This window comes from Bacillus tequilensis, assembly GCF_012225885.1.
GTDB lineage: Bacteria > Bacillota > Bacilli > Bacillales > Bacillaceae > Bacillus > Bacillus tequilensis.
This window is the reverse complement of record NZ_CP048852.1, coordinates 3682754-3696676: the sequence shown is the minus strand read 5'-3', so window position 1 is coordinate 3696676 and position 13923 is coordinate 3682754. Positions and strand designations below refer to the sequence as shown.

The 13923-nt window shown below is 47.2% G+C and carries 14 protein-coding genes and 3 other annotated features; of the genes, 11 read left to right on the top strand and 3 right to left on the bottom strand.

What is annotated here, in order from left to right; translation table 11 throughout:
• The first annotated feature begins 4 nt into the window (after positions 1-4).
• Positions 5-895: a carboxylate/amino acid/amine transporter gene (locus G4P54_RS19460; protein WP_167873580.1), complete on the top strand. Its 891-nt coding sequence runs from the start codon at positions 5-7 to the stop codon at positions 893-895.
• Positions 896-1037: 142 nt separating this feature from the next.
• Here the strand turns inward: G4P54_RS19460 and rsfA are convergent, their stop codons facing one another.
• Positions 1038-1817 carry a prespore-specific transcription regulator RsfA gene (gene rsfA, locus G4P54_RS19455; protein ID WP_167873579.1) on the bottom strand — a complete coding sequence of 260 codons (780 nt, stop codon included), beginning with the start codon at positions 1815-1817 and terminating at the stop codon, positions 1038-1040.
• 212 nt (positions 1818-2029) lie between these two features.
• Between rsfA and G4P54_RS19450 the strand changes: the two genes are divergently transcribed.
• From G4P54_RS19450 to G4P54_RS19420, 7 genes are all read left to right on the top strand, one after another.
• Positions 2030-2254, top strand: coding sequence for a YuzB family protein (locus G4P54_RS19450; protein ID WP_003222050.1), 225 nt, complete (start codon positions 2030-2032; stop codon positions 2252-2254).
• Positions 2255-2415: 161 nt separating this feature from the next.
• A complete protein-coding gene (locus G4P54_RS19445) occupies positions 2416-3717 on the top strand; it encodes an HD domain-containing protein (protein ID WP_167873578.1) in 1302 nt (433 codons plus the stop codon).
• Positions 3718-3752: 35 nt separating this feature from the next.
• Positions 3753-4253: a YwgA family protein gene (locus tag G4P54_RS19440; protein WP_167873577.1), complete on the top strand. Its 501-nt coding sequence runs from the start codon at positions 3753-3755 to the stop codon at positions 4251-4253.
• Between the two features lie 114 nt (positions 4254-4367).
• Positions 4368-4841, top strand: a complete 474-nt coding sequence (locus G4P54_RS19435; RefSeq protein WP_024713095.1) for an Rrf2 family transcriptional regulator — start codon at positions 4368-4370, stop codon at positions 4839-4841.
• Complete coding sequence (locus tag G4P54_RS19430) at positions 4838-6247, top strand: MFS transporter (RefSeq protein WP_167873576.1); 1410 nt, start codon at positions 4838-4840, stop codon at positions 6245-6247. The genes G4P54_RS19435 and G4P54_RS19430 overlap by 4 nt, the downstream gene beginning before the upstream one ends.
• A 42-nt stretch (positions 6248-6289) precedes the next feature.
• Positions 6290-6516, top strand: a binding site (T-box leader).
• Between the two features lie 32 nt (positions 6517-6548).
• Positions 6549-6771, top strand: a binding site (T-box leader).
• A 30-nt stretch (positions 6772-6801) separates the two neighbouring features.
• Positions 6802-7024, top strand: a binding site (T-box leader).
• Between the two features lie 52 nt (positions 7025-7076).
• Entirely contained in the window at positions 7077-8993 is a 1917-nt protein-coding gene (thrS, locus tag G4P54_RS19425) for a threonine--tRNA ligase (protein ID WP_167873575.1), read from the top strand.
• 119 nt (positions 8994-9112) lie between these two features.
• Positions 9113-9532, top strand: a complete 420-nt coding sequence (locus tag G4P54_RS19420; RefSeq protein ID WP_167873574.1) for a MarR family transcriptional regulator — start codon at positions 9113-9115, stop codon at positions 9530-9532.
• A gap of 43 nt (positions 9533-9575) precedes the next feature.
• On the opposite strand, the gene thmT is transcribed toward G4P54_RS19420, so the two are convergent.
• Complete coding sequence (gene thmT / locus G4P54_RS19415) at positions 9576-9764, bottom strand: 2-hydroxymuconate tautomerase (protein WP_003222038.1); 189 nt, start codon at positions 9762-9764, stop codon at positions 9576-9578.
• 109 nt (positions 9765-9873) lie between these two features.
• Between thmT and G4P54_RS19410 the strand changes: the two genes are divergently transcribed.
• The 3 genes from G4P54_RS19410 to G4P54_RS19400 all read left to right on the top strand — a co-directional run bounded on the left by G4P54_RS19410 (position 9874) and on the right by G4P54_RS19400 (position 11625).
• Positions 9874-10533 (top strand): site-2 protease family protein, encoded by a 660-nt coding sequence (locus G4P54_RS19410; RefSeq protein ID WP_024713872.1) that lies wholly within the window; start codon positions 9874-9876, stop codon positions 10531-10533.
• Positions 10534-10545: 12 nt separating this feature from the next.
• Entirely contained in the window at positions 10546-11064 is a 519-nt protein-coding gene (locus G4P54_RS19405; protein WP_024713871.1) for a YwhD family protein, read from the top strand.
• A gap of 135 nt (positions 11065-11199) precedes the next feature.
• On the top strand, positions 11200-11625 hold the full coding sequence (locus G4P54_RS19400) for a hypothetical protein (protein WP_240939694.1): 426 nt from the start codon (positions 11200-11202) through the stop codon (positions 11623-11625).
• A gap of 27 nt (positions 11626-11652) precedes the next feature.
• Here G4P54_RS19400 and G4P54_RS19395 read toward each other — a convergent pair whose 3' ends face one another.
• Positions 11653-13728 (bottom strand): transglycosylase domain-containing protein, encoded by a 2076-nt coding sequence (locus tag G4P54_RS19395; RefSeq protein WP_167873573.1) that lies wholly within the window; start codon positions 13726-13728, stop codon positions 11653-11655.
• Positions 13729-13923 lie beyond the last annotated feature (195 nt).

Below are 13923 nucleotides of genomic sequence, written 5' to 3'. Positions count from 1 at the left end.
GCGGATGAAAGGGAATGTTTACAGCCTGTTTGTGCTGATCGCGGCTATTTTCTGGGGAACCACGGGAACCGTCCAGACGATGGCTCCAGAAAGCTCCACACCGCTGGCATTCGGGGCGTTCAGATTATTAATAGGGGGAAGCGCCATGCTGCTTACGGTTTGGATCAGCCGGGAGCTTCACGTGAAAAATGGGTCATGGCCGCTCGTATTATCGGCAGCAGTGTGTATGGCGTGTTACCAGCCGCTGTTTTTCACAGCCGTTAAAGAAACCGGAATCGCGGTGGGGACTGTGATTGCGATCGGCAGCGCGCCTATCATTGCCGGGAGCCTTGAGTGGGCCGTATTGAAAAAACGCCCGCGAAACGCCTGGTGGATCGCCACTTTATTGGCGCTATCTGGTTGCTGGCTTCTGTTTTCCGATGGTTCAAATGTTCGGATTGATGTTTCTGGTGTTCTCATGGCGCTTGGAGCGGGTGCTTCTTTTGCGGGCTATACGCTCATCAGTAAAGCGATAATGAAAACCCAGCCTCCGCGAGCGACTACCGCTGTTGTCTTTATGATCAGTGCCATTCTGCTGACGCCGCTTTTATGGCAGTCAGATATCTCGTGGGTGCTGACCCCTAGAGGGCTGGGAACGAGCCTTTACATCGGGTTAATTGCAACATGCGCCGCATACTTTCTGTTTGCGAAAGGACTTACAGGGATCCCGGCCTCGGCGGCGGTCACGCTCTCCTTAGCTGAACCGCTGACGGCCTCGTTGCTGGGCGTGTTTTTCATAGGAGAAATGCTGTCATTTTTCTCGTGGCTTGGCATTGGCCTTATGATGCTGGGGCTTCTGGTTATTTCCGCTGCGCCTCGTAAACAAAAAACGGGCGAGGCGGCTCACATGTCTTAATAGATTCACATAAGCTTGGCCTCATTTTACAAGAATAGCGGAGCCGGCTGCAAAATGATAAAATCCTCTTTTCTCAATAGAAAAGGGGGTTTTACGCATGGTGAAAATCCCAAAACAGCAATTCGTTTTGGGATTTTTTAACTTACTCTGCCATTTTTTCTAAATTGCCGTTCCGGTCCATTTTGAAGGATGGAGAAGCATGTTCATCTTCTTCAAATAAAACTAGCTTTCTGGCTCTATTCATAATTTTCACCAAGGTTTCATAATCTTCTTGGATTGTTTTTTGGTCTTTTTCAAGCTTTTGTACTTCCGCCTCAAGCTGTTCTGTTTTGCTCTGTAATTCCAGATTTTCTTTCTTTAAACGCTCATTTTCCATTTTTAATGCCGATGACTGCTCGTTATTGCCTTCATAATTTTGCAGGAAGCGGATCACATCATCCATCGTCATCTCCGGTGCAGCTGCAGGCGTTTGAGGAGACAATAAGTGTGATAGACTAGCTAACTCTTCCTTAAAGCTTTCATCCACAAAAGGCATGTGTTCGCCTGACAGTAAAGGCTGCTGCTCATGTTCGACAGAAGGTGCATCCGTTTTAACCGGTTCCTCTGCAACGGTTTCTTGAATGATTTCAGGATCAACCGCAGGAGGCTGATATAATAGCCTTTTTTTCGCTGGCTGTCCGTTTCCGAGCGCTCTCATCCGCTGTTTTCGCTGTTTTTTCGCAAGCTGAAGCGCTTTTTCATATTGATGGCGGACCACTGCGTTCCATCTAAATCCGCAGGCTGCGGATGTCCGGTTTAATTTATCGCCGACCTCTTCAAAGGCGTTCAGCTGAGTGCTGCCCTCCCTCACATGCCGAAGCACTGTTTCGGCTAAAAGCAGATCGTTTTCCTCTGACCAAGCGTCTTGTCGCTGTTTTGTCATTTATCTCAACTCCCATTTTTCTTTTCGTGGTATTAGAATGTCCAGTTTGGAAAACATTTATACAAGTTGCTGAAAGAATAGGAGATACGAAGGATGGAGCGGCTTGCAGGAACAGTCGAATCCTTGTAAAATAAAGAGTGATGTGATTTTTTTGAAAAGCGATTCTACGTTATTCACATAGATGAACATAGAAATGAAGGGAAGCGTACGTCATGGCTAATGAATTTCGAGTGTGTGATGATTGCCAAGCCACTAATATCAAAACATTGCTGCCACGTTTAAAAGAAGTGGACCCGGACGCAAAGGTTGAGGTCGGATGCCAATCTTATTGCGGGCCCGGACGGAAAAAATCATTTGCATTTGTGAACAATCGCCCGCTGTCAGCTCCGACAGAGGATGAGCTGATCGACAAAGTAAAAAAGAAAATAAAAAAATAAAAACATATTTTTTCATAGCCTCGGCCCTCAGGTCAGGCTTTTTTGCTTCGCATCATGCGTTTTTCGCCAATATGGAACAAATCGCCGGGCAAATTCAAGGATGTTTTCAAAGAATAGAGTCGATATAATAGAAACACGGCTAAAAAAAAGAGGGAATGACGATGGCGTATCCAAATGGAAAATTAACAGAAGAAAAAGTGTTTAAAGATCCGGTGCACCGTTATGTTCATGTTCGGGACAAGCTGATATGGGATTTGATCGGAACCCGCGAATTTCAGCGCCTCCGCAGAATTAAGCAGCTCGGCACGACGTATTTGACGTTCCATGGCGCCGAGCACAGCCGGTTCAACCATTCTCTCGGTGTCTATGAAATTGTCAGGAGAATGGTTGATGATGTCTTTAAAGGTCGCCCTGAATGGGATGACAGCGAGCGCGAACTCTGTTTGGCCGCGGCGCTGCTTCATGATCTTGGGCACGGGCCGTTCTCGCATTCATTTGAAAAAGTCTTTCACCTTGACCACGAAGATTTTACAAGAGATATCATCTTGGGAGACACAGAGGTCAATCAGGTGCTCAGAAAAGTGAGCCCCGGTTTCCCGCAGGATGTTGCTGAAGTTATTGCCAAAACATATAAAAACAAGCAAGTGGTCAGCCTGATCTCGAGTCAGATAGACGCAGACCGCATGGATTACCTGCAGCGCGACGCTTATTATACGGGCGTCAGCTACGGCCATTTTGATATGGAGCGGATTCTTCGGGTGATGCGCCCGCGCGAGGATCAGATCGTCATTAAAGAAAGCGGGATGCACGCTGTCGAAGACTATATCATGAGCCGCTACCAAATGTACTGGCAGGTATATTTCCATCCTGTGACAAGAAGCGCGGAGGTTATTTTAACGAAGATTCTTCACAGGGCAAAACAGTTGCACGATGAAGGCTATATCTTCACTCACGCTCCGGTTCATTTCTATTCTATTTTTGAAGGGAAATTGACACTGGAGGATTATGTAAAGCTGGATGAATCTATTATTTTGTATTACTTCCAGGCCTGGGAGGATGAAGAAGACGCGATTTTATCCGATTTGTGCCGCAGATTCATTAACCGCCAGCTGTTCCAATACGTTGAATTCAATCCGAACGAAGAAATGGCGGCATATTTTGAGCTGACTTCATTGTTCAAAGAAGTGGGAATCGATCCGAATTATTATTTGGTCGTCGATTCTTCTTCAGATCTGCCATACGATTTTTACCGTCCGGGAGAGGAAGAGGAGCGTCTGCCGATCCATCTCTTGACGCAAACCGGCCAAATTAAAGAGCTGTCCAGACAGTCGGCTATTGTGGAATCAATCTCCGGAAAGCGGCGGACTGACCACAAGCTGTACTATCCGAAGGACCTGATTTGTGACAGCTCTGAACATCCGGCAGCGAAAATGAAAATCCGGCAGCTGCTGGGACTGACATAGAAATTGGAAAGAAGGAAAAAGGAGATGTCGGGAATTTGTTGAAAGAACATGCAAAACTGATGAAGGTGTTCTCGGATTCTGGAGAAATCATTGGACGGAAAAAGCTGCAGAAAATGATTTATATCGCGAAAAAAATGCAGTTTCCTTTCTATGAGAAATATGATTTTCACTTTTACGGACCGTATTCAGAGGAACTGACGCTCCAGATTGAAGAGCTGTGCAACCTTGGATTTCTGCATGAGGTGAAGGAAAAAAAGGGCGGCTACTTTCAATATCGTTACTCGCTGACTGAGACAGGCTCTGCGTTTTTAGACCATGCTGATCTGGATATGCCGGATATGAAAGGCTATATCGACAGTGTTAACAGCCGTTCATCGCGGTTTTTAGAGCTGGTTTCCACGATCCTTTATTTTGACGGACTTGAGGCCGAGGAAAAGAAGGAAAAAGTCTTTACCATCAAAAGCAAGCAAAAATATACAAATGAAGAATATGACGAAGCGCTTCGATACATAGAGGAACTGAAGCAGTTTTGTTAATAACCCTAGTAAGCAAAAGAAATGAACCGTTTCTTTTGCTTTTTTTATTGACAAAAGCTGATAAGAGATCTATTGTGGATAATAGTTATCTATAATAAATCAGGAGTGAATAGGATGAAAATGAAATCAGGGATGGAGCAGGCGGTTTCTGTGCTGCTGTTATTGTCACGGCTGCCCGTACAGTCTTCTTTAACGTCAGAGGCAATCAGCCAGCGGTTGCGCGTGTCTCCTTCTTATTTGAAGAAGCTGATGAGGACGTTGGTTCAGGCTGGTTTGGCAGAATCTATACCGGGGACGAAGGGCGGCTTTACCCTTACGAAGCCTTTGACAGACATTACGCTCTATGATGTTTATCAGGCGGTCGAAGGCAGAGGTTCGATGTATCAGGGGAAAGGCCTGCTGCAATCCGTATTCGAAGGAGAAAGCAGCTGTGTGCTGGAGACAGTCATGGGGGAAATCGAGGATAAATGGGCCAATCTCATGAGAGAAGAATCCTTGCAGCATGTCATGGACAGAGTCGGGGAATTGTACGATCTTGAAAAAATAGATGATTGGGTAAACGAGCAAATGAAAGGGCAATTGCAATGAAAAACAGCGGATCTTTACAAAAATCAGATTCATCACCAGGCATATCCGTACTGATCGTGCTCGCTCTTGGTTTTCTTATGGCTACTCTTGATGTAACCGTTGTGAATGTGGCGATGGCTGATATGAAAAGCGCTCTTTCGATGTCAATTTCAGGTGTGACGTGGGTGGTGGACGGTTACATCCTTACGTTTGCGTCGCTTCTGCTGGCAGGCGGAGCCTTGGCAGACCGTTTCGGCTCAAAGGCAGTATATATGCTGGGCTTGGCCGTTTTTGTCCTGGCCTCCTGTCTATGCGCCGCATCCATTAACGGCCAGATGCTAATTACCGGACGTCTCATGCAGGGAATTGGCGCGGCTTTGTTTATGCCAAGCTCACTCAGCCTTTTGGCGGCCTCTTACCCAGATGAACGGGTGCGGGCGCGAATGTTTGGACTGTGGGCCGCGCTTGTTTCCGCCGCTTCAGGCCTTGGACCCTTTATCGGCGGTGTGCTGGTACAGGTTGCAGGCTGGCAAAGTATTTTTCTGCTCAACGTGCCGTTAGGGGCTGCTGCACTCATTTCAGCTTATCGAATCCTCGACTGCGTGCCGGGAAAAAACAGCCGCGTAAATATGACAGGTCATCTGCTCGGAGTGGCGGCTCTCGGGTTTCTTTCCTTTGCCTTGATACAGGGACCTGCTGCGGGATGGCGCTCGCCTGTGATTCTTGGTGCATTCGCGGCGGCGGTTTTGGCATTTGTACTGTTTTTGCTGCGGGAAATTTCTGGGGAAACATCGATTCTGCCGGCGTCCTTATATAAAAACGGGCGATTCTCAGCTGCTCAATTCGTCGGGTTTTTGCTGAATTTTGCCCTTTTCGGCGGCATGTTTATGCTGAGCCTTTTTTTGCAGGAAGCAAGAGGCGCAAGCTCCTTTATGGCCGGTGTTGAGCTGCTGCCAATGATGGCGGTCTTTGTAATTGGCAATCTGCTGTTTGCCCGTCTGGCCAATCGATTTGAGGCCGGACAGCTTATGTTTGTGTCAATGGCGGTCAGCTGTATCATTGCATTGCTATTGTTTGTGCTTGTTTCTCCTGATTTTCCTTATTGGCAGCTGGCGGTCTTGATGTCTGTTATGAACCTTGGCACCGGCATAACAGTTCCTGCCATGACAACTGTCATCATGCAGGCTGCCGGACAAAAGCATGCGAATATCGCCGGCGCGGCCTTGAATGCCAACAGGCAAATCGGAGCCTTGGTCGGTGTAGCGGTTTCCGGGGTGATCATTCATCTGTCCGCCACTTGGTACGCCGGCGCAGGATTTACATTTTTGATGATGGGAGCGGCGTACAGCCTTGCCGCACTGCTTGTATGGCTGTTTTTGGCTGCCCATAACGGGACTGGCGCGCCAGAAAAAAATATAAATCACTGATTGCGCTTTGTGGGAATATATAGTAAGATATAAAAAATTATTGAACAGGCACTGATAAGGACACGAGATGCTTTTTACGGTTTCCAGAGAGGGAAGAACAGCTGAGATCTTCCTAACGCAGGGAAAGCAGCTTACCGCCTTTGAGCCGTATCGGGGAACTAAAGTATCTGATACCGTCATGCTGCGTTACAGCACCTTAAAGCCGACATACATAGCGTTTGTCGGGAATTTGGGTGGAACCACGGATGATAAACACATTCGTCCCTTTTAGAGGGATGGATGTGTTTTTTTTATGAATTGAATACATGCGAAGAAAAGGACATGAATGATCGTTACGGTTTTCAGAGAGGGAAGAAAAGGTGAGAGCTTCCCAGCTTAGGATGATTGTTTACCGCCTTGGAGCAGCATTGGGGAACTGAAGTATCCAATGCCGTCTATGCTGCGTTACAGCACCAAGCCGACATACATGGCGTTTGTCGGGAATTTGGGTGGAACCACGGGTAAATGACACACTCGTCCCTTTTAGAGGGATGGGTGTGTTTTTTTATATTTGAATACATGCGAAGAAAAGGACATGAATGATCGTTACGGTTTTCAGAGAGGGAAGAAAAGGTGAGAGCTTCCCAGCTTAGGATGGTCGTTTACCGCCTTGGAGCAGCATTGGGGAACTAAAGTATCCAATGCCGTCTATGCTGCGTTACAGCACCAAGCCGACATACATAGTGTTTGTCGGGAATTTGGGTGGAACCACGGGTAAATGACACACTCGTCCCTTTCAGCGGGACGGGTGTGTTTTTTTATATAAACAATTACGAAGGAGTGTTTAAAAATGAGTAAACATGTACACATTCAGCTTCCGGATGGACAGATCAAAGAATTTCGGAAAGGCGTCACAATCAAGGAAGCGGCTGGTGCTATCAGTTCCAGCCTGGAAAGGAAGGCGGCCGCGGGACGGGTCAACGGCAGGCTCGTTGATCTCAGCTTCAGGCTGGAGGAGGATGCCGAGCTTTCGATTGTCACACTTGATTCACAAGAAGGCTTACAGGTGCTTCGCCACACAACGGCGCACGTGCTGGCTCAAGCGGTGAAACGGCTTTACGGCGAAGTGTCATTGGGGGTGGGGCCTGTGATAGAAGACGGCTTCTACTATGACATGAAGCTGGAGCAAAGCTTGACATCAGGAGACTTAGAGGCCATCGAAAAAGAAATGAAGAACATTATAGCTGAGAATCTGGAAATCAAGCGAATTGAGGTTTCCTACGAAGAGGCAAAAGAGCTGTTTGCTGAAAATGGCGAGCCGTTTAAGCTGGAGATTTTGAACGATATTCCGCGCGGGGAGGATCTCACGCTGTACCAGCAGGGAGAATTCGTTGACCTGTGCCGCGGGCCGCATCTTCCTTCTACAGGAATGATCAAGGCCTTCAAACTGACAAGAGTATCAGGCGCGTATTGGCGCGGAAACAGCGAAAATGAAGTCCTCCAGCGGGTGTACGGGGCGGCGTTTCAAAAGAAAAAAGATCTCGATGCGCACCTGCATATGCTGGAAGAAGCGGCAAAACGAGACCATCGCAAGCTGGGCAAACAATTAGAGCTGTTTATGTTTTCTGAGGAAGCGCCGGGGATGCCGTTTTATTTGCCGAAAGGCCAGATTGTCCGCAATGAGCTGGAACGCTTCTCGCGCGAGCTGCAAACAAAGGCCGGCTACGATGAGGTGCGTACGCCGTTTATGATGAATCAGCGGTTATGGGAGCAGTCAGGGCACTGGGATCATTATCGCGACAATATGTACTTTTCAGAAGTGGATGATGCAAGATTCGCAATGAAGCCGATGAATTGTCCCGGCCATATGCTCATCTTTAAAAACAGTCTGTATTCTTATCGGGATCTGCCGATTCGGATGGCGGAGTTCGGCCAGGTGCATCGCCACGAATACAGCGGCGCTTTAAACGGAATGCTTCGCGTACGGACATTCTGCCAGGATGACGCCCATATCTTCGTTCGGGAGGAACAGATTGAGAGTGAGATTAAAGAAGCGATTCGGCTGATTGATGAGGTATATCGTACATTCAACTTCGACTATTCAGTTGAGCTTTCGACTCGTCCGGAGGACTCATTAGGCGATGACAGCCTTTGGGAAGCGTCGGAACGTTCCTTGGCACACGTTCTTGAGGAGCTTGGCCTGCCTTTTGAGGTGAATGAAGGTGATGGAGCGTTTTACGGGCCGAAAATTGATTTTCACATAAAAGATGCCTTGAAACGGAGCCATCAATGCGCGACAATTCAGCTTGATTTTCAAATGCCGGAAAAATTTGATTTAACATATATCAATGAACTCAATGAAAAGGTCCGTCCCGTCGTCATCCACAGAGCGGTTTTCGGCTCAATCGATCGTTTCTTCGGCATTTTGATCGAGCATTTCGGCGGGGCTTTCCCAGCCTGGCTCGCACCGGTTCAGGTTCAAGTCATACCGGTTTCACACGTTCATTTGGACTATTGCAGAAAGGTGCAGGCAGAGTTGAAACAGCTGGGGATAAGAGCAGGCGTTGATGAGCGCAATGAGAAGCTCGGCTATAAAATCAGAGAGTCGCAGGTGCAGAAAATCCCGTACGTGCTGGTGCTTGGAGATCATGAAGAGCAGGAGGGTGCGGTAAACGTCCGGCAATTCGGAAATCAGCAGAGTGAACACGTTCCTTTCCAGATTTTTAAAGATCAACTTGTCAAACAGGTGAAAAATCGAAGTATCTAGGAGAAAAGCGGTGAATTCTCATTTTGCTTTTTTGACTTTCCCTATACGTAATCAGTAAAATAATAAGTAAATCATATCGTTCGTATGTTATGAATGCATCTCGAAATGGGGAAATTGACATGGACCATGACAAACTGGAAGCAAATTTGCTGGATCACGCACTTACAAAATATTTGAAAAGCACGAAGCAATTAGATGAAGCCACCGTTCCGAAACACGTGAATAATGTAAGAGGATTTATTCTGCGGATCATATACAGACATGGGAGCTGCACGATTAAGGATATTCTGAAGGAGGTCACACTGTCTCCCTCAGCCACAACCACCGCTCTGAATCATTTAGAGCAGGAGGGATTTATTGAGAGATCCAGAAATAACAATGACCGCCGCACTGTATGGATTACGCTTTCTGATTCGGGCCGGGGAGTGGCTGAGCAAATGATCGAAAACCGCCAGCAGCTGATTGACGGCATGTTTGAGCAGTTGACATCCGAAGAGAAAAAATCGTTATTAACGATTTTTAAGAAGCTGACCCAATAGAGATTGAAAAAGCCGGTGCGCGAAGCGCCGGCTTTATGAGAGATTATTCCATGTCGCTCAGGCGCTTGCCTGCGACGGCATAATGGTCTTTTCTCATTTCTTCTATAAATACAACAATTTTTTCTTCAGAAGCACCGGTTGTTTCCTTTACGGCTTCTGTTACTTTCTCGACCAGATTGCGTTTTTGCTCGTCTGTACGGCCTTCCAGCATTTTGACGGTTACGTATGGCATGGGTGCTGAATCCTCCTTTATCTCGTTTCCTCTCTTTAGAAAAAGAGGCTTCTTATAGTATACTGAATAAAGTAAATTCTTGCATTTTTAGAAAGAGGGATCATCTCACTTGGACAGTTTTTTATATTACCCATTATCTTTAATGCCATATCTCGTCATCACGTTAATTGTGTCGTTCACGATACACGAGCTTGCCCATGCTTATGTCGCATACAAATTCGGTGACGATACGGCCAAAAAACAAGGAAGGCTGACGCTGAATCCCATTAAACACCTAGATCCGTTCGGAACCATTTTGATTCTGGTGGCAGGCTTCGGATGGGCGCGTCCGATTCCTGTGAATCGCCGCTTCTTTAAGAAACCGCGGCTTGCCGGCGTGCTCGTATCCATCGCCGGGCCTGTCAGTAACCTGATTCTTGCGTTTATCGGTTTCTTTTTGTTAGTGTTGATGCATGCATACGGAATGGAGATGCTTGCGGCGTTCAGCACGGGGCTGGATCAGTTTTTTTCCATTTGGATACAGCTGAATCTTGTCTTGTTTTTATTTAATCTGCTGCCGCTTCCTCCGCTCGATGGTTATCGGATTATTGAAGATCTCGTTCCGCCGGGAGTGCGTGCCAAGATGACGCAGGCGGAGAGCTACGGCATTATCGTCTTTTTGGTTTTGTTTGTGACACCGCTCGGATCTTATGTGCTTTGGCCGATGCTCAATGCTGGAAGAGATCAGATTTTAAAGCTGTTTTCAGCGATATTTCAACCGCTTTTGTAGGAGGTAGAACTTATGGAAGAAAAAAAGAAAAAATCAATCGGGTTTAATATTATCAAAAGTGATCCGACAGACGGACACGGCGGTTTCGGCGTAGGGGCGCTCAGCCTCGATAATATTTCTCCTGTATTCGTCGATGTAGAGGAAAAAGAAGCGTTCGTTGACATCGGCGCCATGCACGCCCGCAGCACCGTTGAAAAAGGAATTAAATTTCTGCCGAATAAAGAGGAAGTTCCGAACGGAAAACCATACTGGCTTGTGTGGGTAACGATTGACAGAAGAGAAGAGGGGCCTTATTACGCTGGTGTGACAGCCTGTGAAATGACGGTCGACAGAAGCATCAGAAGAGGCTACAAATCGCTGCCTGAGCATGTGAATCTGATGGATAAATCCATGAAGCGGAACATTATCATCGATAAAATGGACGACAGCTCGAAGCGTGTGCTCGGCGAGTTTTTGAAAAAACATGATCAGGGCCTATGGGACCGTTCCTCAGATGAATTAAAAGCAGGCCTGCTTCCAGAAGACAATTGATTTGTGAATTTTCTGTGAACTTTTAGAATATTTGAACTATTTTTCGCGCACTTTGAGTAAACTGGTGATACAGAAATAGGACATGGAAAATCCCGAGCCGAAACAAGACTCGGGGTTTTTCATTTTTAGGGGGATATGATGTACGAAACCATTCGAGTCGGTGACTGGGTAATAAAAGCCGACGTAGAAGAAACGAGAAAGCAGTATGAGAAAGAAATTGATAGGTGCGGATGTCTTCTCTGTGAAAATTATAGGGAAGTGATGAAAACACTGCCGCCTGATAAGGTGCGGATTTTTGAAGATTTAGGTCTTCAGCCGTCTGTTTGTCCGGATATTAATGAATTTGGCCCTGAGGGTGACCGGCATCTTTATGTGGCCAGCTATTTTATTGTCGGACGTATGATAGAAGGGAAAAAAGAATGGGACCCGGACCGTAACTGGACGATATCATTTGAATTGCCGAGAGATGACCACTTTATCCCCGAAGGATTCTCGAAACCGATTGTTCAGCTTAATTGCATTACATTGCTTCCATGGATTATGAAGGAACCATATGAATAACCCGGCCTCCGAGGAGCCGGGTTATTTTCAATGATTCCGCCCGAGCCATTTGTCCCACCATTTTTTCTCGGAAGCGGGCTTTTCTTTGACTGGCGGCCGGTCTTTTGTTTGTTTTGCAGGTTCCGCCCCATAGCACACGTTTGCCGGCTCTGTGCCTTTCACAAAATACGTGTAATGCTTGGCTGCGCATCCAGGTCCGGATGAGTATCCTGTTTTCGGATCAATGTATACACCGGTTACGCCTTTTGGCGGTTTGAACGCCATTTCTGGTTCACCTTTGAGCGCATCTTCCATGAAGTCCGCCCAAATTGTTTTGGCGTAGCTTTTTTCTTCGACCGAGTCGATCGTGCTGTTTTTGTCATAGCCCGTCCAAACACCTGCGGCCAGCTTCGGATTGAAGCCGATCATCCAGCTGTCTGCGCTGGTGGTTCCTGATTTTCCCGCGTACGTTCTTGTCAGACGATTGGCGATAGTCCGTCCGGTTACCGACGTATAGCCGTTTAAATCCGTATCAAACATGCCCGTCATCATACTCGCCGTGACAAAGGCGGCTTTTTCATCAAGCACTTGTTTATGCTGATTCGGGTTTTCGTACAGCACATGTCCCGCCGCGTCCGTAACTCTTGAAATAAAAGTTGGTTCGATTTGTTTCCCGCCATTTGCGAGCATGGCGTAGGCGTTGACCATCTCAATCGGGCGCACGGGTTCGGTGCCAAGCGCCAGGGACGGCAGCGCTTGCAGATGGGCGGTGATGCCGAATTCCTTTGCCGCTTGAACGAGTTTGTTCGTGCCCAGAAAAAGATGTGTTTTTACAGCGTAAATGTTATCGGAAAGCGCCAGCGCCTGCAGAAGCGTTATCGGTTTGTTGGCGTAGTATCCGTTATAGTTGCTTGGAGAATAGGTTTCTCCCTTTGCATCAATTTGAAACTCGGTTTCTTCGCTTTTCATCAAAGTGACAGGCGTAAATCCGCTCTGAATCGCTTTATAGTACAGCAGCGGCTTGATCGTCGAAGCAGGCTGGCGCTTCGCCTGTGTCGTCCGGTCAAACGGGCTTTTTTGATAATCCCTGCCGCCGACAAGAGCGAGAACGTTTCCTGTGCGGGGATCAATGGCTGAAAACCCGACTTGGATGTCAGAGCCGGCGTTAACCGTTTCGGTAATGGCCTCCTCGGCGATGCGCTGCATCCGTTTATCTACTGTTGTGTAGACATTTAAGCCGCTCGTTTCAATTTGCTCCCGCGTCATGCCGAGCTTTTTCTCAAGCTCTCTCATCGCATTGTCATAGAAATAAGGGGCCTTTCTTTTGGAAACTTGTTTATTCAAGGGCTGATAGGAAAGAGATTCTTTGATGAGTTCATCCGCTTTCTTTTGGCTGATCATCCGTTGCTTTTCCATCATCCGCACAATCGTTTTCTGACGTTCCTTGGCTTTCGTTTCATTGACATACGGCGAATAGCCGGAAGGGCCTTTCGGGATACCCGCCAAAAGCGCCGCCTCAGCATCCGTCAGGTTTTTCGCATGCTTGCCGAAATACAGGCGGGAAGCGGCCTCAATGCCGTAAGCGCCGTGTCCGTAATAAATCGTATTTAAATAGCCTTCTAATATCTCGTCCTTGGAATAGTTTTGCTCCAGACGGATCGTGTAGAACGCCTCATTCCATTTCCGTTTCCACGTTTTATCGTGTTCAAGGTATAAGTTCCTCGCGTATTGCTGTGTGATGGTGCTGGCGCCCTGAACCTTGGCAAATGCCTTTAGGTCAGCAAGCGCCGCGCCGGCCATGCGTTTATAGTCAAAGCCATGGTGATCGTAGAAATTCTGGTCTTCAACCGCCACTGTCGCTTTTACAATCGTTGGATTCATGTCCTTTAAGGGGACCCAATAGCGCTTTTCGCCGTAGTTCGTTTCCCCGAGCTTTGAGCCGTCACTCGCATACAAAATCGTGGATTGCGGCACTTGCACCGAGGGAGCGCCTTGGTATTTGGCTATTAAAATGACAGTCATAAACACAGCAGCTGCCGCCAAAGCCGCCAAAGCTCCTAAAAAGATAAAGGCGCGAACGGTTTTCAGCGTCAGTCTCAGCCGTTTATTTGTCATGGCATCCACAACGGGTTCCCCCTTTTTTTATGTTTCTACTATTATGAGAAAAAAAGATCGTTTTTAAACATCGCAAAACAGGACGCATCTTTACTTTTTCCCCGCCATCCTCTATACTTTTTCCTTAGGTGAAAATGAGATTTCAACCGGGAATAAAAGCTGATAAGACGCTTACAATAAATGAATACAGCCTTGAAAGGGAGA